General features: G+C 43.0%; 21 protein-coding genes. 2 read left to right on the plus strand and 19 right to left on the minus strand.

The annotated features are described in order from the left end of the window. Nucleotides 1-10: 10 nt before the first annotated feature. The gene (locus tag Q0895_RS09975; protein ID WP_299188410.1) at nt 11-886 is read right to left on the minus strand and encodes a mechanosensitive ion channel domain-containing protein; all 876 of its coding nucleotides are present in this window, start codon (nt 884-886) and stop codon (nt 11-13) included. Between the two features lie 180 nt (nt 887-1066). Beyond that, nucleotides 1067-1954 (minus strand): energy transducer TonB, encoded by an 888-nt coding sequence (locus Q0895_RS09980; RefSeq protein ID WP_299188412.1) that lies wholly within the window; start codon nt 1952-1954, stop codon nt 1067-1069. A gap of 411 nt (nt 1955-2365) precedes the next feature. Here Q0895_RS09980 and Q0895_RS09985 point away from each other — a divergent pair, with 411 nt between their 5' ends. Next, nucleotides 2366-3136 (plus strand): hypothetical protein, encoded by a 771-nt coding sequence (locus Q0895_RS09985; RefSeq protein ID WP_256713897.1) that lies wholly within the window; start codon nt 2366-2368, stop codon nt 3134-3136. A 113-nt stretch (nt 3137-3249) separates the two neighbouring features. Here the strand turns inward: Q0895_RS09985 and Q0895_RS09990 are convergent, their stop codons facing one another. The 17 genes from Q0895_RS09990 to rplU all read right to left on the minus strand — a co-directional run bounded on the left by Q0895_RS09990 (nt 3250) and on the right by rplU (nt 23277). After that, nucleotides 3250-4083: a ferredoxin--NADP reductase gene (locus Q0895_RS09990; RefSeq protein ID WP_299188416.1), complete on the minus strand. Its 834-nt coding sequence runs from the start codon at nt 4081-4083 to the stop codon at nt 3250-3252. A gap of 161 nt (nt 4084-4244) precedes the next feature. Next, nucleotides 4245-5723, minus strand: a complete 1479-nt coding sequence (locus Q0895_RS09995) for an NADH-quinone oxidoreductase subunit N (protein WP_299188418.1) — start codon at nt 5721-5723, stop codon at nt 4245-4247. Between the two features lie 3 nt (nt 5724-5726). Continuing rightward, nucleotides 5727-7355 (minus strand): NADH-quinone oxidoreductase subunit M, encoded by a 1629-nt coding sequence (nuoM, locus tag Q0895_RS10000; RefSeq protein WP_299188421.1) that lies wholly within the window; start codon nt 7353-7355, stop codon nt 5727-5729. Nucleotide 7356: 1 nt separating this feature from the next. After that, on the minus strand, nt 7357-9231 hold the full coding sequence (gene nuoL, locus Q0895_RS10005; RefSeq protein WP_299188424.1) for an NADH-quinone oxidoreductase subunit L: 1875 nt from the start codon (nt 9229-9231) through the stop codon (nt 7357-7359). Nucleotides 9232-9235: 4 nt separating this feature from the next. Continuing rightward, on the minus strand, nt 9236-9544 hold the full coding sequence (nuoK, locus tag Q0895_RS10010) for an NADH-quinone oxidoreductase subunit NuoK (protein WP_058368358.1): 309 nt from the start codon (nt 9542-9544) through the stop codon (nt 9236-9238). Nucleotides 9545-9642: 98 nt separating this feature from the next. Continuing rightward, nucleotides 9643-10347, minus strand: a complete 705-nt coding sequence (nuoJ, locus tag Q0895_RS10015) for an NADH-quinone oxidoreductase subunit J (RefSeq protein WP_299188428.1) — start codon at nt 10345-10347, stop codon at nt 9643-9645. Continuing rightward, the gene (nuoI, locus tag Q0895_RS10020) at nt 10344-10892 is read right to left on the minus strand and encodes an NADH-quinone oxidoreductase subunit NuoI (RefSeq protein WP_299188431.1); all 549 of its coding nucleotides are present in this window, start codon (nt 10890-10892) and stop codon (nt 10344-10346) included. The genes nuoJ and nuoI overlap by 4 nt, the downstream gene beginning before the upstream one ends. A gap of 44 nt (nt 10893-10936) precedes the next feature. Continuing rightward, nucleotides 10937-11929 (minus strand): NADH-quinone oxidoreductase subunit NuoH, encoded by a 993-nt coding sequence (nuoH, locus tag Q0895_RS10025; RefSeq protein WP_299188543.1) that lies wholly within the window; start codon nt 11927-11929, stop codon nt 10937-10939. A 52-nt stretch (nt 11930-11981) separates the two neighbouring features. Next, nucleotides 11982-15104 (minus strand): NADH-quinone oxidoreductase subunit NuoG, encoded by a 3123-nt coding sequence (gene nuoG, locus Q0895_RS10030; RefSeq protein WP_299188433.1) that lies wholly within the window; start codon nt 15102-15104, stop codon nt 11982-11984. A gap of 10 nt (nt 15105-15114) precedes the next feature. Further along, nucleotides 15115-16539 (minus strand): NADH-quinone oxidoreductase subunit NuoF, encoded by a 1425-nt coding sequence (nuoF, locus tag Q0895_RS10035; protein WP_299188436.1) that lies wholly within the window; start codon nt 16537-16539, stop codon nt 15115-15117. Next, entirely contained in the window at nt 16536-17045 is a 510-nt protein-coding gene (gene nuoE, locus Q0895_RS10040; RefSeq protein WP_299188439.1) for an NADH-quinone oxidoreductase subunit NuoE, read from the minus strand. Before nuoE ends, nuoF begins: the two co-directional genes overlap by 4 nt. A gap of 139 nt (nt 17046-17184) precedes the next feature. After that, complete coding sequence (gene nuoC, locus Q0895_RS10045; RefSeq protein ID WP_299188442.1) at nt 17185-18960, minus strand: NADH-quinone oxidoreductase subunit C/D; 1776 nt, start codon at nt 18958-18960, stop codon at nt 17185-17187. 128 nt (nt 18961-19088) lie between these two features. Beyond that, on the minus strand, nt 19089-19757 hold the full coding sequence (locus tag Q0895_RS10050) for an NADH-quinone oxidoreductase subunit B (RefSeq protein ID WP_058368346.1): 669 nt from the start codon (nt 19755-19757) through the stop codon (nt 19089-19091). A gap of 189 nt (nt 19758-19946) precedes the next feature. Continuing rightward, complete coding sequence (gene ndhC, locus Q0895_RS10055; protein ID WP_075103571.1) at nt 19947-20570, minus strand: NADH-quinone oxidoreductase subunit A; 624 nt, start codon at nt 20568-20570, stop codon at nt 19947-19949. An 876-nt stretch (nt 20571-21446) separates the two neighbouring features. Then, a complete protein-coding gene (gene lolA, locus Q0895_RS10060) occupies nt 21447-22124 on the minus strand; it encodes an outer membrane lipoprotein chaperone LolA (RefSeq protein WP_299188448.1) in 678 nt (225 codons plus the stop codon). 491 nt (nt 22125-22615) lie between these two features. Continuing rightward, complete coding sequence (gene rpmA / locus Q0895_RS10065) at nt 22616-22873, minus strand: 50S ribosomal protein L27 (RefSeq protein WP_299188451.1); 258 nt, start codon at nt 22871-22873, stop codon at nt 22616-22618. 92 nt (nt 22874-22965) lie between these two features. After that, on the minus strand, nt 22966-23277 hold the full coding sequence (rplU, locus tag Q0895_RS10070) for a 50S ribosomal protein L21 (protein WP_299188454.1): 312 nt from the start codon (nt 23275-23277) through the stop codon (nt 22966-22968). A 442-nt stretch (nt 23278-23719) separates the two neighbouring features. Here rplU and Q0895_RS10075 point away from each other — a divergent pair, with 442 nt between their 5' ends. After that, on the plus strand, nt 23720-24742 hold the full coding sequence (locus tag Q0895_RS10075) for a polyprenyl synthetase family protein (RefSeq protein ID WP_299188457.1): 1023 nt from the start codon (nt 23720-23722) through the stop codon (nt 24740-24742). Nucleotides 24743-25233 lie beyond the last annotated feature (491 nt).

A 25233-nucleotide genomic window follows, 5' to 3' on the forward strand; every position in this document is an offset into this window, starting at 1 on the left:
CAATCCTTGCTCAGTCTTTAGTCATGGGCAGTTTTTGCGACTGACCCATCTGATTAATCATCTGATCCAAACCTTTGACATGGACGCTACGCTGCGGGAATGGAATCTCAATCTTCTCATCATCTAAAGCGTACTTAAACTGCTCAAGCAAATCACACTGCATGGTCCACCAATCAGCATTGGTTGTCCAAACATTGAGGGTCAAATCTACCGAGTTGTCGCCAAGATTGGTCACGCGCACGATAGGCTCAGGATCTGTAAAGGCCATTGGATTATTTCTGGCCAAGCTTAGCATGACCTCTTTGGCGGTTTTGATATCGGCATCATAGCCAATACCGACCGTGATGTCGACGCGGCGGTTAGGCAGCGCGGTATAATTGATCACAGCTGATGTGGTGATATCGCCATTTGGGATGATGATATCGTGATTATTAATCGTGGTTAAATGAGTGTTAACCAAAGTAATTTCAGTAACTGTCCCTGTGTAACTGCTAATCTGTACATAGTCACCAGTTACAAACGGCCGAAAAGTCACAATCATAATGCCAGCGGCAAAGTTTGACAACTGATCTTTTAACGACAAACCAATCGCGACCGCAGCACCGCCCAATATAGCAACGACTGAGGTGGTCTGCACACCAACTTTGCTCAGTGCGGCTAAGACCACAATGACCAGCAGCACCCCATACAAAAGACGACCCAAAAAGCTGGCAACAGTATCATCTAAGCGGCTACGTAACATGATACTATGAGCAAATGTCACTGCCTTTTTGGCAAGCCAGCGCCCGACCACGAATATTAGTATCGCTAAAGCAACTTTAAACACTAAGCTTAATGCATTAGTCGTTAGTGTCGCAACATCAATAGTAAAACCTAAAAATTCCATACCGACTCTTTATTTTGTAGCTTCGTTTGTTTATCAGACTTACGGTCACAATCGGATGCCAGTTATTATTTTAATAGCTCTGATATCTTAACCTAGTTATCCTGACAGTTTATACCCTATTTTATTCAATAAGTCTTTTATACTCTATCTATAAATCTGTTGTTCTTTGTCCGCTTATTTTTAATAAGTTACTTCTACTTTATCACTATAACGATAGGTACGTATCAAACGCAGCTCGACAATATCATTCATATCTGCGGTAAATTTACCAAAGGGCGCAGCTTGTCGTACTGACTGCTTCGCAGCTTCATCCAATATCGTCGAGCCTGAGCTTTCAAGTAAGCGAATGGCTTTAATATTGCCATCATTGCTAATAATCACCATAAGACGCACTTCACCTGTGATACCTTGGGCACGTGCCTGCACTGGATAATGCAAGTTACCAACTCGTTCGACATGCTCACGGAAGGTTTCGATATAGTCCGCTGCAGCGCCGCGCGTCGTCGAGTTGCTATCAACGGTCACTACTTTAGACTTGGTAGCATATACCTGTTGACGCTGAGACAACTGCGCCTCTAAAGTGGCAATCTGCTGACGCAGTCTCTCCTCTTGCGCCATCATATCATCTTGCGCTTGCTTGCTGTCATTATCAGCTTCTACATCAGCCTTACGCCAGCTCAAAGTGGTACGTAGATAACTTTCTTGATAACGCTGTTGACGTACTTGGCGCTGCAGATTGATAACATCTTGCGTTTTGCTTATCTGCTCTGAGGTCAATGGACTTGTTTGGACGCTTTCTTGTCGCACTTGTTGACGTACTGAGCCGCCACCTTGTTGGGAAGCATTTGCAATATAATGAGCATCTTCGTTTGGCTGCATATTGTCTGTCAAAGCTTTTGCCACGTCTTGCATCAATGCAGCGGGATCTTGACCCATAGAGAAACTGATGCCAAAAATAAGGGCGCCATGTACGAATAACGCAATAACAATAGCAACCGGTAAACTAAAATCACGCGCCGCAGCGGGCGTAGAAAAATGATAGCTTTGAGAGTCTTTAATATGGGCCACAATAAATCTCAAATTATAAGCGTAAAAACAGCGGTCATCGTTTTGATACGATCATACCGCATTATGCAGATTGTAGCCCTCTGATAAGCAATAATTATGCCGATCAATCGCTGTATTTGTGCCATCATAACATGAGCAACAGTTGTATCGCTATGGTGTCACTTTATCATAATCAAAATACAAATAAGGCTTGAGACTAAAAGCGTTACGACCAAACTATGTATGTTTGCTTGGCATTCTTCGTTATGTTTTTTAGGTTATTTGCTACAATATAAGGCCTTACGTTTTGTAGCATGCTATTTTGCTATATACTATTTTCACTCGTCATAGTGCTACCTACAATATCAATTAGCGTCTGACAATCAATCATGTAGTAAAAATAATCCTACTATAATCACAAGGATAACAAGTTTGAGTAACTTCGATAACTTCGACAACTTCGATGACCTCTCCGATAATCTTGGCTATCAATTCAACGAATCATTTAGTGATGGTTGGGAGAGCCTAACCCAAAGTATCAAGAATATTTATAATAAGACTGCCGATAAGCTTGATGATGAATTGGCTTTGCCTGTTGCGCAAAAATACGTCAACGATGCATTACAGAAGTTCGTCACGGACAATGTTAAGTCTATCTTAGAGTTGAGAGTTGAGTTACATGATGACTGGTTTCGCCTATACTGTACAGTAAATGCTGCTGGTATATATGCTGAAGTAGCTGGTAACTTTAGCTTAGTACATGCCCAACTTGATCGTAACGTACAGCGTTTTGTGTTTGGACAACTGACTTATACAGATGTGCTTAACTTACGCTGCGAATCGTTCCTAAAGCTTCAAGGGGTCAAACTTGCTATCTGGTTTTATCATAGCGTCCTAAAAAAAGATCCTCTAGGCGTAATCCTCACTTACATCAATATTGCTCGTGCTAAAGAAGATATTATTTATCTCGATATCAATCGCTGGCTTAAGAAGAACCAAAAAATCATGAGTACCCTACATAAGGTACAGGTAAATTACGGAGAGGTTGAAGAAGATCAATTGATTCTAAAAGCACAAATTAATTATCGCGATTTACTGGGCGGTAGTAGTGGTGAAGATATCATTGGTGATGATGATGAACCCGAATTAATGCAAGGACCTATCCATCCTGTAGATGACGCGACTGAGCCCAGTACAGAATAGCTACGGCCTATATTACAGTTTTTATTGAATAATAAAAAACGCTGCCAATCATCAGATCGCAGCGTTTTTTAATGATTTATTATTACTCTCAAAGCCAATGACTTATCTACTGCTTACCAATAGTTTTCCACCGCAATGTTCCCTTCACCACGGCGGTTCATAACAAAACCTAAATCTTTTAACGTCTCTTTGGTATCTTCTACCATGTCTGGATTACCACATAGCATCACATGGGCGCTATCGTTATCTAGCTTTATACCAGCCTGCCTCTCAAGCTCACCATTTAGTAATAATTGTGGCAACCGCTCGCTAAGCGCTCCTTCCATAGGCTCACGAGTCACAATCGGCACAAAGATTAAGCTGGCAGGATTATCCACCAATGTACCAAAGTCATCTTGCAATTGCTTTATTTGCTCAACGTACGCCAGCTCCTCTTTTGAGCGCGCGCTATAAGCTAAGACGATATGCTCATAGTCTTGCCATGTTTGCATATCTTGCAGCATTGATAAAAAAGGTGCCAAGCCAGTGCCAGTTGCAAGCAACCATAAGTCTTTTGGTAAAGGTTTTTGATAGCGAGCTAAAGTCAAAAAGCCGAATGGCATAGTATTGAGGAGTAACTCGTCCCCCACTTGTAAGTGCTGCAACTGTGATGTAAACGCCCCATCTGGAATCACGATAGAGAAAAACTCCAGTACTTCATCAAACGGTGAAGATACTATCGAGTAAGCGCGGAAAATATCTTCATCCGGCGCGGCGTCAGTTGTTTGGCTTTGCGCCTCACCTTGTTGCTTATAATATTGTAGCTTACTAGGATTGACACCCAAACGTACAAATTGACCTGCAGTAAACTTAAAGCTGTCTGGACGCGTCACGGTAAAACTAAACAGATTGGGGGTCCAAGTGGTCTTACTCAGTACTTTGACGGCTTGAATATTGTCTTCACTCATAATAATTAGTCACTTATATTTTGTTAATTTTTGCGTGGTTTATTAAAACGAACAAATAAAAAAGATGCGCCAAGCTTATCATAAACTCAGCGCATCTTGGTTTTCTATCAGTAACTGTAATAGCTCAATCAAAGCTTATTAGCCCTTATATAAGCCGTATGTTACCAGATACGTGCCATACTCGACCATACAATCATACTGTTGGGTAATATACCAAAGAAAATAATCACTGCGGTCACACCGATGACCATCAGACCACCCATACGGATGCCCCATTGCCCTGCCACGTCAAACTCAATAAACTCTTTTGGACGTTTAAACAGTGTCAGCATGACACGTAAATAGTAGAACAAACCAATAGCACTACCCAAAATAATCATCGCAGCTAAGAACCAGTTCGTACCCTGAACAGCTGCTAGTATGGCAAATAGCTTGGTAATAAAGCCAGCAGTCAATGGAATACCAGCTAATGAGAGCATCATAGTTGTCATAACAGCCGTTAGTACCGGACGACGCCAAAACAATCCTTGATAATGTATCAGCTCATCAGCTTCACCGGCCAATCGATAAGGACTAGACATTAAAGTCACAACACCAAACGCACCGATAGAAGTAAAGGCATAAACGGCCATATACATACTAGTAATACTATCAGCGGCACTACCAATACTGACAATCACAATCAGCACATAACCCATATGAGCGATAGAAGAATACCCTAGTAGACGCTTTAAATTGGTTTGACGTACTGCCAATAAGTTACCAACCAAAATAGACAAGGTTGCCATGATCATAATTAGCATCTGTACTGATGGTAAGGCCAGTAAAGCCGTATCAATCAAGAAGCGGACAGCAAGTGCCATCATAGCAACTTTGGAGACTGAAGCCAGATAAGTCGCTATAGGAGCTGGCGCACCTTCGTACACATCTGGCGTCCACATATGAAAAGGGGCTGCTGATAGCTTAAAAGCAATACCAAACATCATTAACGCTGTACCTAATATTAGTAGTGGTGATTCAAATATATCACCCAATACTAAGCTAATAGGTTTGAATGCCAATGAACCAACTTGGGCATAGATGAAAGCCATTCCCATTAATAAGGTGGCAGAGGCAGTCGCTGATAATACTAAGTACTTAAGCCCTGATTCGAGTGAGCGATTACGTAAAAAAGTATAAGACAGCAGACCATATAGCGGTATAGACAAAAGCTCTAAGCTCATAAAGAATGCAGCCATATGCTGCGCCGATACCATTAAAAGCGCGCCAGTGGTCGACACTAACATCAGCAGATACAGCTCATCTTTATTGTCTTTAAGATTGGCCAAATATGCGTAAGCTAATGTACAACATGCCAGCGCACAGATAAAAATAACGACCATATTAAACTGAGCAAAATTATCGATTACAAATAACTGCTCAGCGTTTGGCAATGCATATCGGCTGTCTATTACCCCTCCTATTTGTGCAAGTAGGATAAACAGACCAACGTTTAGTCCAGTCACGGTAATAGTGCCGGTGATGACATGCGAGCGCTTAATAGTAATCGCAATCATGGCCAATAACGTTGTAACTACCACTGCAATGATTGGTGCATAAGGCATTAGCCCCATCAAATCATTCATCGTAATATCATTCATGACTTAACGTGCCTCCATTGCATCAAGTAACTGTGACGCATCTACTTGAGTGATTTCACTGTAGACATATGCATTATTAATCCACTGCATGGCTTGACTTGATGTATCAAGTATCGGCTGCGGGTACAGGCCGAGCCATACCAATCCAGCCGCTAACATAAGTAGTAATGACAGCTCACGCTTGCCCAAATCTTTTAATTTGCGTGTCGGCAAACCATGTGACTTGGTCTCGTGCAACGCCACCTCTTCAATATTATTAACCCCAAACAATGCGCGATAAATCAAGATTAATGAATACAAACCAGCCAATACCAAGCTAAAGGTTGCTAGTACCACAAATACTGGATACTGGGCAAATGCACCAAATAAAATCATGAACTCACCGATAAAGTTACCCGTACCAGGAATACCTAGGAGCGCTGCGCAAAAGAACATCAATATCGGAGCATAATAACGGAACTGTCCCCACATACCGCCCATCAAAGTCAGATCACGAGTATGTAGACGTTCATAGAGCTGTCCTGCCATGATAAATAGTGCAGCCGAGCTAAGCCCGTGCGCAAGCATCTGAATCATCAGGCCTTGCAGACTGAGCAACGTACCTGCATAAATCGCCAAAACCACGAAGCCCATGTGCGAAACACTGGTATAGGCAAGCAAACGCTTCATATCGGTTTGCATAAAGGCAAGCCAAGCTCCGTAAAATATACCAATAGTCCCTAACGTAATGGCAATTGGTGCAAACTCTTGAGAAGCTGCTGGAAATAAAGGCAATACGAAGCGAATCAGACCATAAGCTGCTGTCTTGATTAGCACCCCTGCCAAATCTACCGAACCTGCTGTTGGTGCTTGCGCATGCGCATCGGGCAACCAGCCATGAAAAGGAATGATTGGCAACTTGACGGCAAAACCAATAAAAAAGCAAAGCATGATAGGATATTCCCAGCCGCCAAGTGGCGTACCGAGCAAGTCATTATAATTAAAGCTAACCACACCGCGATTGGCATAATTAAAGAGCACTAATAGCAAAATACCAATGAGCATGATAAGCCCAGACGCTTGGGTATAAATAAAAAACTTGGTAGCAGCATATTCTTTGGTATTACCACCAGCGACATCGTGACCCCAAAGAGCAATCAAGAAATAGATAGGAACCAGCATCATCTCCCAAAAGAAGAAAAAGAGGAACATATCAATCGCTAAGAACACCCCTATAACGCCGCCCAAACTCCATAACAAGTTTAGATGAAAGAATCCAACTCGGCGTTGAATCTCATTCCACGAACAAGCAACAGCAGCCACACCAAGTAACCCTGTCAACACAATCATCAGCAACGACATACCATCCATTGCCAAATGAAAGCTAATACCAAAACTTGGTATCCATGGCACACTATATTCAGCAACCCAAGGCACCGAAGATTGTGGTGCTATGACTTGCTTGCTCATACCCGAAAAATCACCATACTGCCATAACACAAGTGACAATCCAAAGGTCAGCATCATGCCGATCAAAGCAATCCACCGCGGCAGACGCTTATTTACCCGCTCAACCAACCAACATAACAACCCTGCAATAAATGGTATTGCAATCAATGCTGGCAGCATCCACGTTTGTTGTAACTCTATCATCTTATACCACCGTCATCATTACCAGCACGAGCAATACAGCCATACCCAAGCCAAAGCTTGCCGCATAGCCTCGAAGTGACCCTGTTTGCGTTGCAGACATCGCTTTGTTTCCTGCTGATGCCAACATAGGTAATATATTCCATGTTTTATCAATAGGATCGGCTTTAAATAAGCGGCCAATGAATAAAAAGGGTTTTACAAAAATCAAATCGTATAGCGCATCAAAGCCCATACCGTTATAGCACCAATAGTACAGCGCGCCACCGATACTTGATTGTTTAAAGCGCGTCAACATTCGTCCTTTATCAACCACATATAATAAAGCGGCTATTATCAAACCGGCCAACATTGCACCCATCGCGATATATTCTGCTGTATGTTTAGCATGGGCTTGACCTGCGACTTCCAATAGATGACCAACGCTTTCTGGCAACACACCTTGTAGCGGTGGCGTTATGAGTGCGCCCACTGCCGTGGATAGTACCAGCAGTACAGTCAGTGGCAACCAATACGACATACCAGATAACTTATGGGCAGGCGTTTTTTCTTCGCCAAAAAAGACAATCCAAATCATACGGAAAGTATAGATTGCCGTTAAGAATGCACCGAATACACCCATATAGAACAAAACTTGATGACCAGTAGCATAGGTCTCCCACAGAATGGCTTCTTTAGAGTAAAAACCTACTGTCACCCAAGGTATGGCTGCAAGCGCACCACCGCCGATGATATAGCACCAAAATACCAATGGTATCTTTTTGCGTAAGCCGCCCATCTTAAAGATATCTTGCTCATGATGGACTGCAAGGATGACCGCCCCTGAAGATAAGAACAATAGAGCTTTGAAAAAAGCATGGGTCATTAAATGAAATATTGCACCTTGCCACGCGCCAACGCCAAGCGCTAAGAACATATAACCGATTTGGCTCATGGTCGAATACGCTAGGATACGCTTGATATCTGTTTGTACCAATGCACAGAATCCGGCGACAACAAGCGTCAATGCGCCTACTGCTCCAACCCAATATAAAAGAATACCAGGAGTCAAAATAAATAACGGATGCATACGTGCGATTAAATAAACGCCTGCGGTTACCATGGTCGCCGCGTGAATCAATGCAGATACCGGTGTCGGACCTGCCATCGCATCAGCAAGCCACGTATGTAATGGCAACTGCGCGGACTTACCCATCGCCCCGCCAACCAGCATCATAGTGGTCAACATCATCGTTGGATTATTAAGATCAACCACCTCTGGCGCACGCGTAATAATCTCTTGAATATTGAGCGTACCAAATTCACGAAACAGCAAAAACAGTCCAAATGCTAAAAACACATCACCGACACGAGTAACGGTAAAAGCTTTCATCGCAGCTCGGCCATTGGCACGGTCTTCAAAGTAAAAACCAATCAATAGGTATGAGCAAATACCCACACCTTCCCAGCCAAGATAAAGTAGCAACAAATCATCTGCGAGTACTAGCAATAGCATGCTGGCAACGAATAGGTTCATATAACTAAAAAAACGGGCAAAGCCTTTATCACCTTTCATATACCAAGCGGCAAACAGATGAATCAAAAAGCCAATACCAGTAATAATCCCAGTCATGGTCAATGCTAAACCATCAAAGCTTAGAGCAAAGCTTGGCGCAAAGTCGCCAACTTGAAACCACGTCCATAGCGGTACTTGTATTACGGTACCTGCTGGATTGTCCATCAAAAAAGTATAACTGGCAACCAAGGCACACAATGCGGATAACAGCATGCTCCCAACACCAACAAATGCAGCTGCTTGTTCAGTTAGCTTGTCACGCATAAAGGCCAATATTAAAAAGCCAATGAGCGGAAGTATAAAGGTTAATGGTAATAAACTCATGACATCATCCCTTCATCTCATTGGCGCTATCGACATCGAGATGCCCACGCTTATGGTAAAACTGTAGTAATATTGCCAAACCAATGGCTGCCTCAGCTGCTGCTAACGTCAAAATAAAGATAAACATGATCTGTCCGTCTGGATCGACCCAGCGGCTACCTGCCACTACAAATGCTAATGCCGCCGCATTCATCATAATCTCAAGGCTCATTAGCATGAATAAAAAGTTACGACGTACCATGACACCGCATAGTCCAATAGCGAACAATATACCTGCCAAGATTAGTCCATGGCTCATAGGTATCATACCCAGTACACCTTGCGCCTCAGCAGCGGGCTGCACTAAGCCTACTACCTCATGGGCGAACGGGACGTTGGACACGTCTTGTGCCACGCTCGCTGCTAATATCATCAGTCGGACTCCTTACGCGTGACTCGCTGTACACCTACATAGTCATGTGGATCTACTTCTTTGTATTCGTATGGTTCAGCTATCTTAGCGGTATCGCTAGCTGCACTGCTCTTATTATCATGTTCTATAATACTGCCCACATTTGGGTGGAAGTTTTGACTATCGTTGCCGATGATTTCATCATCTACAGACTCTTTGCCCAAATGATAAGCAGCAACTAGGGCTGCCAATAGTAGTAGCGCTGCTACCTCAACCAACATGACATACTTAGTAAACAGTGCCGTACCAACTGCTTTGGCAGAGATAGACGTACCGCCAATCATGGCGACTTCATTATGATTAAGACCAATCATCGCATATAGCACAACCGCAATAATCACAGTCAATCCAGTTGGTACCGCCCATGTTCCTGCACTAAGCCAACGCTCCTCACGAGCATCATTAGCCATGCCAAGATTCAGCATCATAATGACAAAAACGAAAAGCACCATAATTGCACCCGCGTATACAACGATCTCAAGCGCTCCTGCAAAAGGAGCACCCAGTACGAAAAATATACCGGCTATCGCTAACAATGATACGATCATCGATAAAATAGCATGGACTGGGTTGGCATGAGTGATCACACGCAGACTAGCAAAAATAGCAACTGCTGCAAGTGAATAAAAACCTGCGAGCTCCGGGTTGTTTAATATATTCATCATGGCAGCAAGCTCCGAAGATCAATAGGTGCGGCTTCATTTTGTGCAGCTCCTTTTGGTTTATCTGCCACGGCCATACCAGAGACGCGATAATAGTTATAGTCAGGATATTTACCTGGTCCTGAAATAAGTAAATGCTCTTTTTCATAGACCAAATCCTGACGATCATACTCACCCAGCTCAAAATCTGGCGTCAGCTGAATCGCAGTCGTTGGGCACGCTTCTTCACACAATCCACAAAAGATGCAGCGTGAAAAATTAATTCGAAAAAACTCTGGATACCAGCGACCATCATCACGCTCAGCTTTTTGCAACGAGATACAACCAACTGGACACGCCACTGCACATAAGTTACAAGCAACGCAGCGCTCATCACCGTCTGGATCACGTGACAATATAATACGTCCACGAAAACGCGGCGGTACTGGCACAGGCTCTTCAGGATACAATATTGTATCGCGTGGCCTAATCGCATGGCTATTGACCATCCACATGCTGCGGACAATGGTAAAAATACCAATGACAATCTTTTTTATCGTAGTAAACATGGGATTATTATCCTTATCAGCATTACTTTAGATCTTTACCAAAACTACAGTGCTGGAGAAAACATCAATATAACAGCAGCAGTAATCAGTAGATTGATCAAAGTAACTGGCAGACAGACTTTCCAACCAAAATTCATCACCTGATCATAACGCGGACGCATGAGTGAGCCTCGAGCCAAAACAAACATGGTCATAAAAAATAGCGTTTTTATCATGAACCAAAAAGCTGGCGGGATAAATGGAATATCTAAATTAAAGGGTGCAAGCCAGCCCCCAAAGAATAAGCAAGTCATCAGCGCAGAGATGAGTACCACATTGACATACTCACCAATAAAGAACATGCCAAATTTCATACCTGAGTATTCGACATGATAACCTTCGGCAAGCTCTTGCTCTGCTTCTGGCTGATCAAATGGATGTCTATGCGTCACTGCAACACCAGCGACCACAAAGGTTAAAAAACCAAAAAACTGCGGAATGATATACCAGCCATCAATTTGTGACTCAACGATTTCGCGCAAATTAAAAGAGCCTGTCAGTGCAACCACACCCATTAATGACAAGCCTAAAAACACCTCATAGCTGATCGTTTGTGCTGCTGAACGCAGGCCACCAAGTAATGAGAACTTGTTTGCAGAAGCCCAACCGCCAAACATAACCGCGTAGACAGCGATACCTGCCATAGCAAAGAAAAACAAAATGCCAATATCCCAATCAGCAACACCAAGCGTTGGCGAGACCGGGATAATGGCAAATGAGGCCAATGCAGTGAACATAGCGACCGCAGGCGCCAAGGTAAACATAAACTTATCGGTAAATTTTGGTATCCAATCTTCTTTAAAGAAGATTTTGAGCATATCGGCAACCAGCTGCAAAGAGCCAAAAGGCCCGACACGGTTGGGGCCGTAACGATCTTGCCACAGCGCTAACATACGACGCTCGTAGACAATCATAATCGCGGCTACCAAAACGACGACCAAAAAAATCATCAAAGACTGCCCGACCAAAAACAGAATAGACCAAGTATCAAAGGTCATGCTGTCAGCCAAAAATGTTGGTACATCAGGAATAATACGGGTCACTTGCATATTACATCTCCTGTGTAGTGGTCGGAGCTATCGTTGTTTGAGTTGAGCGATTATCATCAAGACCATTACCAGTCTCGCTGTCACGTATCAAAGAATTATCATCAGCCATATTACCTACCATTGTTACTGGCGCATCCACTTTGCGTACCGAAGCTGGCATTGATGGATGGATAATGTTTACTTGTCCAACTGGATAGCCGATACAGCCTTCTGCTAAATAACCAACAAGCTGAACTGGCAACGTGATTTGTTGTTTATTAATCTCGATAGCTAGGTAATCGCCAGTTGCAATATTCCAGTTTTTGGCATCGTCAACACCGATACGCCATGCTGCTACAGGCAGTTGTTCAGCAACAATTGGACTTCGTGATGCCATCATCGAGCTGGCATAGATATTATAAACAGGTACCAATTTGGCTTGGCCTTTTGCTATATCCGTCGTCGTTATCGAACCTGTTTCTGGAGCAATATATTGACGTGTTGGTAGACGCTCAAATATATCGAACAAGCGCACACCTGGGTCACCATTTTTCAGATGACCGCCAACTTTATCTTGATATTTGTTCCATGCTTGCGGAGAGTTCCAACCTGGTGCATGGGCAAAAGGAATCATCGAGCTTGGGGTTTGTTTGCCGCTATAGCCTTCCATCGAAAAGGTTAAGCTGGTATCCCAATCTTTTGGCTGCATTGGTTCATGGACAGATATTGGCGCACGCATTGCGGTGCGACCAGAATAACGACGCGGCTGACGGGCAATTTTAAGACCCGTGATACGATAATCAGCATTAGGCGCCGCAGCTTTAATGCCAGCAAGCTTAGGATGAGTCGCTACTAGAGCACTAATCACATCATCGAGCTGTGTCCAGTCGACATCTCGATCTTCTAAGCTGCTATGGACAGCATGCAACCAGCGCCAGCCTTCTTTGATGCTACTCATCGGATGATAATAATTGTTATCATAAACCTGAAAGAAGCGCTGAGCACGACCCTCGCTTGATACCAAGGTACCATCCGCTTCAGCAAAGCTTGCAGCGGGCAGTACAATATCGACATCTTTATGCCAGTCGAGCAATTGATGATCAAGGGCAATGACTGTTTTATCTACTAACAACTGTGTTAGCTTGTTAGCATCGATCGCATCAGTCAGCTGGTTTTCAGCGACAATGACGACATCAAAATCAGTAGCTAGCATCTCTTCTACCGACTGTCCACCGAGCAGGCAAACACCCATGCTATTGGCATCAGGAACCGTTAAATAAATACCAGCCTGCGCCTGATAGCTTTTATTCACCTCTTTAAGTTCAAGTTTATCCGCAGGCTCACGCTTGACATCGTCTTGTGCATCTTTATCGGTACCTGTCTGCGGTTTAGCAGGTTTGGCTTCAAGCTCTTTATCTTCTTCAGGCTGATCATCAGCGGCAACGGCTTGGGCTTGCGTAGCCTGAACCTTGGCATTGTGCTCATCCACTTGTTGCTGTTCAGTGGCCTTGATTGCCAATCGTTTTTGTGTGAGTGCCTGAGTAATCTGGGCGGCTGCTTCTATCAGTGCCGTAGATGACAAGCTACTACCTGAGACGACCAATGGTTGATCTGCTTGAATCAAATCATAGGCTATCTGCTGGGCCAGCGCTTGCATGCCGTCAATATCAGCATTGACATCTGTATTTTGTTGTTCAGATGCTTGTGGATCGGTTATTTCTGATAAATCATCTGCAAAATTAGCAATCTCATCAGCCACTTTAAAGCCAAGCTTGATAATATCCTCTGGCGTTGCGACCACACTGGCTTTACTAATGTCTTCAAGCTTAGTTTGGGTCACGTCAATCACATAGACTGGACTTAGCACATCCTGTGCAATACGTTTAACAGGTTCAGCAAGCCAAGCCTGTGTTTTGAGTGCTGCAGCCATTTTTAGGCCTTCGTTTTTTGCAGCTTGACGTACTGATAATGCGACGCGCGATGAGGTTTGCGTAATATCCTCACCCAAGACCAGTACCGCGTCATGACTTTCAATACCTGACAAACTAGGGTTGTAGATACCCTCAGTACTTAATACTTCAATGCATTTATTGACCAATGCTTGCTGCTGATGATTCAGTCCCGTTGAAAAGTTATCAAAACCTACTAGATTTTTTAGCGCAAAGTTGGTCTCTAAGCTAGCACGCGGCGAGCCAATACCAATGACTTTTTTGTCTTTGATACGCTTGATAGTTTCGTCTAAGGCATAGTCAATATTGATCTTGACATGTTTGTCATTGATACGCTCAAGCGCTTGGGTAGGTCGATCAGCACGATTGACATAGCCATAACCAAAACGACCACGATCGCATAAGAAGTAACGGTTTACTTCACCGTTATAGCGGTTTTCGATACGGCGTAGCTCGCCATAACGTTCACCCGGTGAGATATTACAGCCAGCCGAGCAGCCATGACAGATACTAGGCGCATACTGCATGTCCCACTTACGGTTATAGCGCTCAGAATGGGTTCTATCGGTAAATACACCAGTGGGACAAACTTCGGTTAAGTTACCTGAAAACTCACTTTCAAACTGACCATCTTTCTCACGACCAAAATAAACGCGGTTGTTTGAACCATAAACGCCCAAATCTTCGCCGCCAGCGTAGTCTTTATAAAAACGTACACAGCGATAGCAAGCAATACAGCGGTTCATTTCATGCGCAATAAACGGCCCAAGATCTTGGTTATGGTGCGTACGTTTGGTAAAGCGGTAGCGACGACTGTTATGACCTGACATATAAGTCATATCTTGCAAGTGGCAATGACCACCTTCCTCACAAGTTGGGCAGTCGTGTGGATGGTTGGTCATCAGTAGCTCAACCATCGACTTACGAAACGCTTTGGCTTCATCATCAGTGACCGAAATGTACATGTCATCGCCTGGCGCAACCATACACGACATCACAAGACGACCTTTACCTGCTTCCATATCTTCTTTATTTTGATACTGCTTGACGGCGCACTGACGACACGAGCCCACTGAACCTAAGGCTGGATGATAACAAAAGTATGGCACATCAATGCCAAGTGACAAACATGCCTGTAGCAAGTTATCGCTGCTATCTACTTCGACAGTGGTCCCATCAATATGTATGACTGCCATGCCGTTCTCCTTATTTCACTACTGGCTGTTGATGGGCTGCCGCTTCAATAACGTCTACACCAACTGCCTGTGCAATTTTTTGATCAAACTCAGGTCGGAAATATTTAATCGCACTCATCAGTGGTTCCATCGCACCTGGCGCATGGGCACAGAAAGTTTTACCAATCCATAAGTCACGCGTGAGGCCCTCTAGTTTTTCTACATCGCCTACTTGCCCCTCACCATCATTGATAGCGGTAAGTAATTTCACACCCCATGGCAGGCCATCACGACATGGCGTACACCAGCCGCATGATTCGCGCTGAAAGAAAATCTCAAGGTTACGAAGTAATGGCACCATATCTTGTGCTTCATCGACCACCATAATCAGTCCAGTACCCATACGGCTGCCGGCTTTTTGAATGGTGTCAAAATCTACTACCACATCTAAGTGGTCAGCGGTTAAAAAGTCAGTCGATGCCCCGCCTGGCAACCATGCTTTTAGCTTTTTGCCCTCAAGCATACCGCCAGCCAAGTCTTCGATAATTTCACGAGCGGTATAACCAAATGGCAACTCCCATAAACCTGGGTCATTGACCAAACCTGAGCAACCAAATATTTTTGTACCAGGGGTCTCGCTTTTGCCTTTGATCTTGGATAATGACTGATACCATTCAACGCCATGGTTCAAGATAGCTGGCATATTACTTAATGTCTCGACGTTATTGACCACTGTCGGTCTGCCCCACGCGCCAGAGATTTGCGGAAATGGCGGTTTGGTACGTGGATTGGCTCGGCGGCCTTCTAAACAATTAATAAGCGCTGTTTCTTCACCGCAGATATAGCGCCCAGCACCTGTATGCACATGCAAATGAAAACTAAAATCTGAGCCTAAGATGTTGTCGCCCATCAGGTTATTGGCTAAACACTCTTCGATGGCCGCAACCAAACGCTCGGCTGCCAAAATATACTCACCGCGGATAAAGATATAGCCGTCGGTCGCGCCAATCGCATGGGCGGTGATAAGCATGCCTTCGATGAGCTGAAATGGCAGACGCTCCATTAATAAACGGTCTTTAAATGTACCCGGCTCCATCTCATCAGCATTACAGATAAGATAGCGCGGCAAACCGTCTGGCGGTGACATAAATGACCACTTTAGGCCAGCATTAAAACCTGCACCGCCGCGGCCTCTCACATTGGCCGCTTTAATCATATTTTCAACATCTTTAGGGGCTTTATTTAAAGCTTGTTTTAGACCAGTAAAGCCTTCTAAAGACTGATAAGTAGCCAAATCTAATACGGCATCATGATGAGCTAGGCGCCATGTTAGCGGCTTAGTTTGGCTATTGGCTGTGGCCTTGTCACCATAAATTGGCACACGCTGATCATTAAGCTGGCTTGGTGCTTGACCTTGACGACGGCGAGCAATCTGCTCTGACAGTGTTAATCTCATGCGTATAGCTCCAATAACTGTGCGACCTCAGAGGGCTGAATAGGACCATAAGTGTCTTCATCAATCAGTACAGCCGGCCCTTTGTCACAATTACCCAAACAACAGATTGGCAACAGAGTGAAACGGCCATCATGTGTCGTCTGACCATATTCGATACCTAGCTGCAATCTGAGCTCAGCTGATAGCGCTTCATAGCCAGTTAAATAGCAGGCAACGGAGTCACAAATCAAGATGACATGACGACCAACAGGCTGACGGTAAATACGGTTGAAGAAAGTGGCGACCCCGTCCATATCTGTCACCGGTATATTTAAAATATTGGCAATCGCGTTTACTTGTGCGTCATCTACCCAGCCATTGCGTTTTTGTACGATCTTTAATGCGTCTAGTGAGGCTGCGCGAGCATGTGGATAATGATGCATAAACTCATGTATCGCTGCAATCTCCTCAGTAGTGAGAATGCTGGCCACATCTACTTTTGGCATTTTATCGGAAACAATTTTCATAATCTTCTATCTTTCCTCAATCATCACGCTTTATCACACTACAAGGATGTCTTATTGCGACTTTTGCTATATTAAAATATTACCGCATTTGACGTGTTATTTAGCAATAATGCATTGATTAAATTGTCTTTTTTAATGTTTAGCGATCGCAATCTGCCATCACAATGTCAATTGATGCCAAATACATAATGGCATCTGACACCAAGGAGCCATTAATTACTGAGGGCATTTGCTGCAAATGCGCAAATGTCGGCGTACGAATACGGGTTCGGTAACTCATCGTGGCTTTGTCGGACGTTATGTAATAACTGTTTAGACCTTTGGTCGCCTCCACTATCGTTGTACACTCACCCGCCGGCATCACAGGGCCCCAAGATACAGATATAAAGTGGTTAATCAGCGTTTCGATATCATTCAATGTACGGTCTTTTGGCGGTGGTACGGCCAGTGGATGGTCAGCTTTATAAGGCCCTTGCGGCATATGATCCATACACTGACGAATAATACGTAACGACTGACGCATCTCTTCGACTTTGATCATACAACGGTCATAAGCATCGCCGTTGTAACCAATAGGCACTTCAAAATCAAAGTTCTCATAACCCATATAAGGACGCGCTTTTCGTAGGTCAAAGTCTACACCTGTCGCACGGAGACCGGCTCCAGTAACGCCCCAAGCCAATGCTTGCTTGGCATTATACTGTGCAACGCCTTGGGTTCTTCCTTTTAGCACACTGTTTTGTAGGGCCGCTTTGACATATTCATCCAGACGCTTTGGCATCCAATCTAAAAACTCACGAACCAAACGTTGCCAGCCACGCGGTAGATCAGCAGCAGTACCACCGATACGGAACCACGCTGGGTGCATACGATAACCCGTCACCGCCTCAATGACGTCATACGCTTTTTGGCGATCGGTAAACATGTAAAATACAGGAGTCATACCGCCAGCATCTTGAATAAAAGTACCAACAAACAGCAGGTTATTAGTAATGCGAAAAAACTCACTCATCATCACGCGAATGGTCTGCGCCCGATCTGGCACAGTAATACCCGCAAGCTTTTCGACTGACATGATGTACGGTAGCTCATTCATCACACCGCCAAGGTAGTCAATACGGTCGGTATAAGGGATAAATGAATGCCATGTTTGACGCTCTGCCATCTTTTCAGCACCGCGGTGGTGATAACCGATATCAGGAATACAATCGACTACTTCCTCACCATCAAGCTGCAGTACAAGTCTGAACGCACCATGAGCAGAAGGGTGATTGGGACCGATGTTCAAAAACATAAAGTCTTCATCACGCCCTAAGCGCTTCATGCCCCATTCTTCTGGCACAAAACGCAGGTTTTCTTGTTCATAGCGCTGTTTGGCAGTGTTTAAAAAGTACGGCGTAAATTCGGTTGCGCGTGCATGGTACTCTTTACGCAGTGGATGTCCTTCCCAATATTTGGGCAACAAGATACGGGTTAGGTGTGGATGACCACTAAAAACAATACCAAACATATCCCACACTTCGCGCTCATACCAGTTGGCATTTGGCCAAATATTAGTGGCGCTCGGTAAATTTAAATCCTCTTCGCTCAGAGCAACCTTGATACGTATATCACTATTACGTTCAAGCGACATTAGATGATAAAACACGGTAAAGTCACTATCAGGTAACCCGGCACGGTGCTGACGTAGACGCTCATCTATCGCTGATAAGTCAAATAACATGACATAAGGCTTTGGCAATTTACGTAAGAATAAAAGCACATCGAGCAAATCGGCACGCGCGACCCAAACCGTTGGAATATCATCAACAGTCTGCTGTACCACGAACTTACCTGCATAATTGTGCCCCAGCTCTCTAATAACTGCAGGTACAGGCTTTATCTTAGAATCTTTGTTTTCGACTACCGTGACCATGAATGATACATTCCTTCATTAATCATAACCAAACTATGATGAGCGTATGCGCACTTCGCACTTTTATGGGTTATTTACTACTAGCCAAACCAATACATGCAGTAAAAGCTGGCTAAATATAAGCAGTATTAAATGCTATCTGGACTACGCAAGTTTTTTACAGCGATACGATCTGCTTGTTTACGGTCGCGTTCAGGGGTCATTTGTGGCTGATAAATACCTTGATCATTGACATGAACCCCTAGCGGACGCCGCTCATTGGTAATGGACTCTTGGAGTAGCATCAGACCTTGAATCAATGCCTCTGGACGCGGCGGACAGCCTGGAACATAGACGTCCACAGGAATGATTTTATCGACACCTTGTACCACTGAGTAAATATCATACATACCGCCAGAGTTGGCACACGCTCCCATTGAGATGACCCATTTTGGTTCAAGCATCTGCTCATAGAGACGCTGGATAACGGGTGCCATCTTAATAAAACAGGTGCCTGCAACAATCATCACGTCCGCCTGACGGGGCGAGGCACGAATAACCTCTGCACCGAAGCGTGATAAATCATGAACTGCAGTAAGTGTCGTTGCATATTCGACATAACAGCAAGAAGTACCAAAGTTAAATGGCCACAGTGAGTGCTTACGCCCCCAATTTGCTGTTGAATGAACAAGGTCTTCTAGACGTCCCATAAAGACATTTTTATTTACTTCATCTTCGATAGGGTCATTGACCGTTTGGCGAGACTGTGCAGGATAGGTATCTGCATCAGGGTTGGCTTTTGTTAATGTGTATTTCATAACATACAACCTTTATATTAAGCGAAGGGTGACAACCAACTGATCATCACTATCGCTATAATTTTTATGATTAATAAGCAACTATTAATACAAACATACTGTCATTATATAGCGTTGTTACTACCAATCTACAGCTACTCTTTACCAGTAATTCCAAGCAAGATTTGCTTTAGACAAAACGAACAACGATCAACGATCGACGTTTTCTGGCTTGGTAGACGCCGCAAAATCCACAGAAGTAATATTACCTGTGGTATTGATATGGTCTATACTTTTTAGATGACGACGGTTGGTTTCAATATTGTTTGAAACATTGACCTGTCCTGAAGACTGGGCAGGTATCTTACCAGTAGGATCTACCATTAGCTCATGAGCACCATTGAACTTGGTAATATCAGCCAAATTAAAGCCCGCTGGTGCAGCATAAAGACGTTCTTTTTTACGGCGTCTATCAGCAGGTGCCCAATTCATAGCACCCAAGCTTAGCTCATATATCAAACCAATGATTAAAATACCAATAAATATCGCCGCTGCTGCAAACCCAAGCCAACTGGCCTCACGGACTGAGACCGCATAAGCATACAAATACAGCGCTTCTAAATCAAAGATGACAAAAAAGATAGCCACCAAATAGAATTTGGCAGACAAACGAATACGGGCGTTGCCAGATCCGACAACACCCGCTTCAAATACTTCTTCTTTTTGTAAACCCTGAGAGCGACCGCCAAGTAAGCGCGGAACAGCCAGCATAAAGACGACTAGCCCCATAGCGGCTAGAATAAAAGCGACTGCTGACCAATTAAAAGCAGACATGATAATACGTGCTCCTCACCCAATTTCGTGTCGTAAGTAACGCAAACCATTGTTCTATAAAGAATAACAGCATAGCATTACCTGACGCAGACGAAAACACAAAGGCTGTGCTGGTAACGACCAATTATCAAGATTATTGACGACGGTATAAGACGATACCAACCGTAAATCTATCTAAATACTAAAAATATTAAAGCAGTCTACTGCTCTTTGACACTAAGACCCAAAACAGAGAGACTGGCAATCTTCAGCTATCCTATCAGTCAAAAACTGTAGCATATCTAGATAAAGGCTGGTCATCAAATCCATCTAATAAAGACGCAAGATAAATTTATTAAATCAATATCATATTTAGACATTTAATTGATTTAATAACTCATTACGCGTAATCAACAATGGTATGACAACTGGCATAAACTGTTTGCTCACTATACGCATATCACCCATCAAAAGCCAGTTTTTAACTGTATTATGTAGTCATTTTATATGCTACAAAATATGTATTTTATAAAACCAAATGTGCTACTCACTCCTAAAGCTATAGCAGGACCGATAGTTTGGTTGACAGTCCAATAATTGGGATAAACACATTGGACAATGTAGTCAATTACCAAAAATCACAACGAGTATATCTAGAAATAATAGCACTATACAACAGAGTATTTGATATGCGTGGCAAGACTGCGAGTATTGTAAACCAAATACATCCAATTGCAACCTGCCCGCAGCGCTACTTTAAATAAATATTGCTATGCATGGTTGTGTTCTATGGCTTATAGCCAATAAAAAAGAGGTAGATCCAAATAATGGACTACCCCTTTATTAATGATTAAATCATGAATCAATCAATACTACTGTGTTTATTTTATCAGCCGATTACTGATTGATGACATCTACGCCTTTTGGCGGCGTAAATTTAAACTGACTACTGCTAATACTTGGATTGAGTTTGATACTATTAAATTTAATCGATGTGGTTTGTCCAAGTGTATCATTCAGCACCATCATGACAGGCTTACCACCATTAAAGCTTACCGATAGATTTTTAAAACTAGCATCACCTGTTTTAGGATATAGTACGTAGTAATTTTTGTTTTCGTACGGTTGGGTGACTTTAAAGTTTTTATCAATCTTACTTGGATCGCCTGATAGTAATAATGCTGGCGTGTTGCCTACTTGACTATCTACGCCTTGCTTGGTTGCTTGCTCCAAATCTTTGTCATAGATCCACATTGAGTTGCCATTTGCGACAATCAGCTGCTCTGATGGTGATTTGGTTTCCCAGCGAAAGTTATTAGGACGCTGAACGCTCATTGAACCTTTAAAGGTGCCATTGGTTGCGCCTTTAGTCGTCTGAGTAAAGTCGGCAGTCATGCTCTTAGTGTTGGTTAATAGCTTGTTTAAACGTTTGGCTGCGACCAAATTATCAGCAGGTGCCGCTGTCGCTGACTGGGTCAATGCTATCATCGGTGCTGCCACACCAAACGTAGTCATTAATACACCAGCTAGCGCGCCACTCATCATTTTTTGTTTTACTGTCGTCGATAAAGTCATGGTTTTTCCTCTCGTGATAAAAATAAAATATCAATTAACATAAAAATTAGATCATCGTGTTTTTGTTATGTTGACCCATTGCACCAGATAAGATCATGTGCAGTATGAGTCATTGCAATAAATATATAAATATCATGATGATATATTTATCTTATTTTGATCTAACCATTTAGTTGCCAGTTTCTTGTTTGTTGATTTTAATTTTAGTCTTGCTTTAACTCTCAACAAAATAACGCTAATAACTAATAAGCACAGTGTGCCAGTTTTTTTATTACGCGCCTAGTCTTCAATTGCAATCAATACTACGCCTGCCATACACGCTTGTAACGCCAGTAGTTACACTGTTTTATTCTTCTATCGTTCTATCCTAGTAAATAATAGTAAAAGCGAACATAAAAAAGTCCCTATCACCAATTGGTAATAGGGACTTAAATATGTAGCAAGCTACGTTATTGTTATAAAATAAAGCAGCTTAAGCTCAAAAGCGATGATTACTCGCTTTCAACCGTTACATAACGACGGTTAAATTTACCTTTGGTCGCAAACTTTACAACGCCGTCATTTAAGGCAAATAAAGTATGGTCACGACCCATGCCAACGCCTTCGCCTGCGTGGAATTCTGTACCACGTTGACGTACGATGATGTTACCAGCTGTGATAGCTTGGCCACCAAAGATTTTTACGCCCAGCATTTTTGGGTTTGAATCACGACCGTTACGAGTCGAACCGGCAGCTTTTTTATGTGCCATGAGAAAATCTCCTTGTTAATGTGACTTACCGCCAATGCGATAACTCTTAAGCATTTAGTGCGCTAGTTTAGCGATAATCGCTAAATAGGGAATTAGGCATTAATGGCTTTGATTTTTAACAAGGTGTACCATTGGCGGTGACCTTGCTCTTTGTGATAGTGCTTACGACGGTTGTGCTTGATAATACGGATTTTTTCGCCGCGGCCATGCTCAACCACTTCAACTTCTACGCTAGCGCCGTCTACAACAGGCTGACCGATTTTGACGTCATCGCCGTCTACAACCATCAACACGTCTTCTAATTTAATTGTTTCGCCTTTTTCTGCTTTTAGTAGTTCAACTTTTAAAAGCTCATCGACGACAACGCGGTGCTGCTTACCACCAGTTTTGATTACTGCGTACATTATATGACTCCGTTTAACCCGTGTGCCGTGGCTGATATTATATCAACGCTTCAATAACGAACACGACAGGGAAAAATAAAGGCAAGATTTTACGGCTTTTTGCTTATAAAAGCAAGCCGCTCGGCCTGTTTTTTGGCGTTTATAATGTTTACTTGGTAACTTAACTACTGTTTTACTAAACCTTTATTAAACCTGTAATCAAGCCTATTATCTACCAGATGAATCATAAAGCCAGTTTGGTTGTCATATTAGCAGCTAACTAACACTTAAGTATGACCATTATAACTCATATAATCAGTAACTTACAATGTAGTATACACCGCCGCTTTACTTTACTTACCGATTTGATAATGTAGCTATGCTACTATAAGCACATCGGTAGTGTTGTAAGAAACGACTATCAAACGATTCTTTCTATTTTCTAATAATATGATTATCTACTATGACGACCACTTTATCGAACGCCTCTATTCCATCTGTACCTACGCCAAGCTACGCTGATATCCAAAGTATCGTAACTGATGACTTCGAGATTATGGACAAGCAGGTGTTTGGCAGTCTTAATTCAAAAGTACAACTTGTGATGAGTGTCTCCCAGCATGTCATTAATGCTGGCGGCAAACGTATGCGTCCACTAATTACATTGTTATGCGCGCGTATGCTAAACGACGAACCATCACAGCAGGCGATGCATTTAGCAGCCATTACTGAGATGCTACATACGGCAACTTTGGTACATGATGACGTTATTGATGAGTCAGGACAGCGCCGAGGCAAACCGACAGCTAATGCCACGTGGGACAATGCAACAGCCGTTTTGGTTGGAGATTATCTCATTGCCCGTGCATTTAATTTACTAGTAAGCTTTCAAAGTTTACCGCTGTTACAGCTATTTTCAGATGGTACTTGTGATATTGCTGAAGGCGAAGTCTTACAGTTGCAGCATCAGCATAACCCTGCCGCCACTGAAGCCGACTATCTTAATATTATTGATGGTAAAACCTCACGACTATTTATGATGGCAACTCAAGGTGCAGCTATATTACAGGAGCAAACGCAATATCTATCTGCTTTAGCGGACTTCGGTCAACACTTTGGTAATGCCTTTCAGATTATCGATGATGTCCTTGATTATAGTGGTGATAGTGAAGTGATGGGTAAAAATCTTGGTGATGATTTGGCAGAAGGCAAACCAACCTTGCCCACGATTAAAGCGCTTGAATTACTCAAAGACAGTGACAAACAAAGTTATGAGCAGCTGCGTATTGCCGTACAGACAGGTAAAACGCCAAATGCAGAACAGCTAATCGAGTTGGTTCGTAGCTCAGGTGCGTTAGATTACTGCAAACAGCGCGCGCTAGAAGAAACCGCGTTGGCGCAGCAGGCACTCAATGCTCTACCTGACAACCGCTACCGTCATGGATTGTATCAGTTGACAGAGCTTGCCAGCGCACGCTTACTATAATTAGCTCTATATCATCTGTGCTATCAACTGACAAAGGCGACTCTATTTCTAAATACTATTTAGTAGTTGAACAGACCAAACTCTGTTTAAGTAACGATTTGAATGCTATTTAAACAGAGTTTCTTAACGACTATTGCATCAAAAAATAACAAACTAGAAACTAACTTCTTTAAAAATAACATGTTACCTATATCGTTACCTTTCTTTAAGTTTCATAAATACTTGCAGGACTATAATTGTGTAAAACTTGTTCTGTTAGTTGGATAATGCTTACTCAATAACCTTTTGTTAATATTCCATGTACTTTAGCTAGGGTTAAAAAACGTTTTATATGTTGCTAAAATTACGTTTTTGCTGTCTACGTGACTTCTTTTAATTAAAATCTCATATATATATGCAAAAATAGCTTCTATAACAAAAAAACAACATTCTCTTATGTTGTCAATAATATTGCGTTTTGGTAAATGTTATCTCTTATAATCCTTGCCTCT

Source organism: uncultured Psychrobacter sp., from assembly GCF_947495825.1.
Classification (GTDB): Bacteria; Pseudomonadota; Gammaproteobacteria; order Pseudomonadales; family Moraxellaceae; genus Psychrobacter.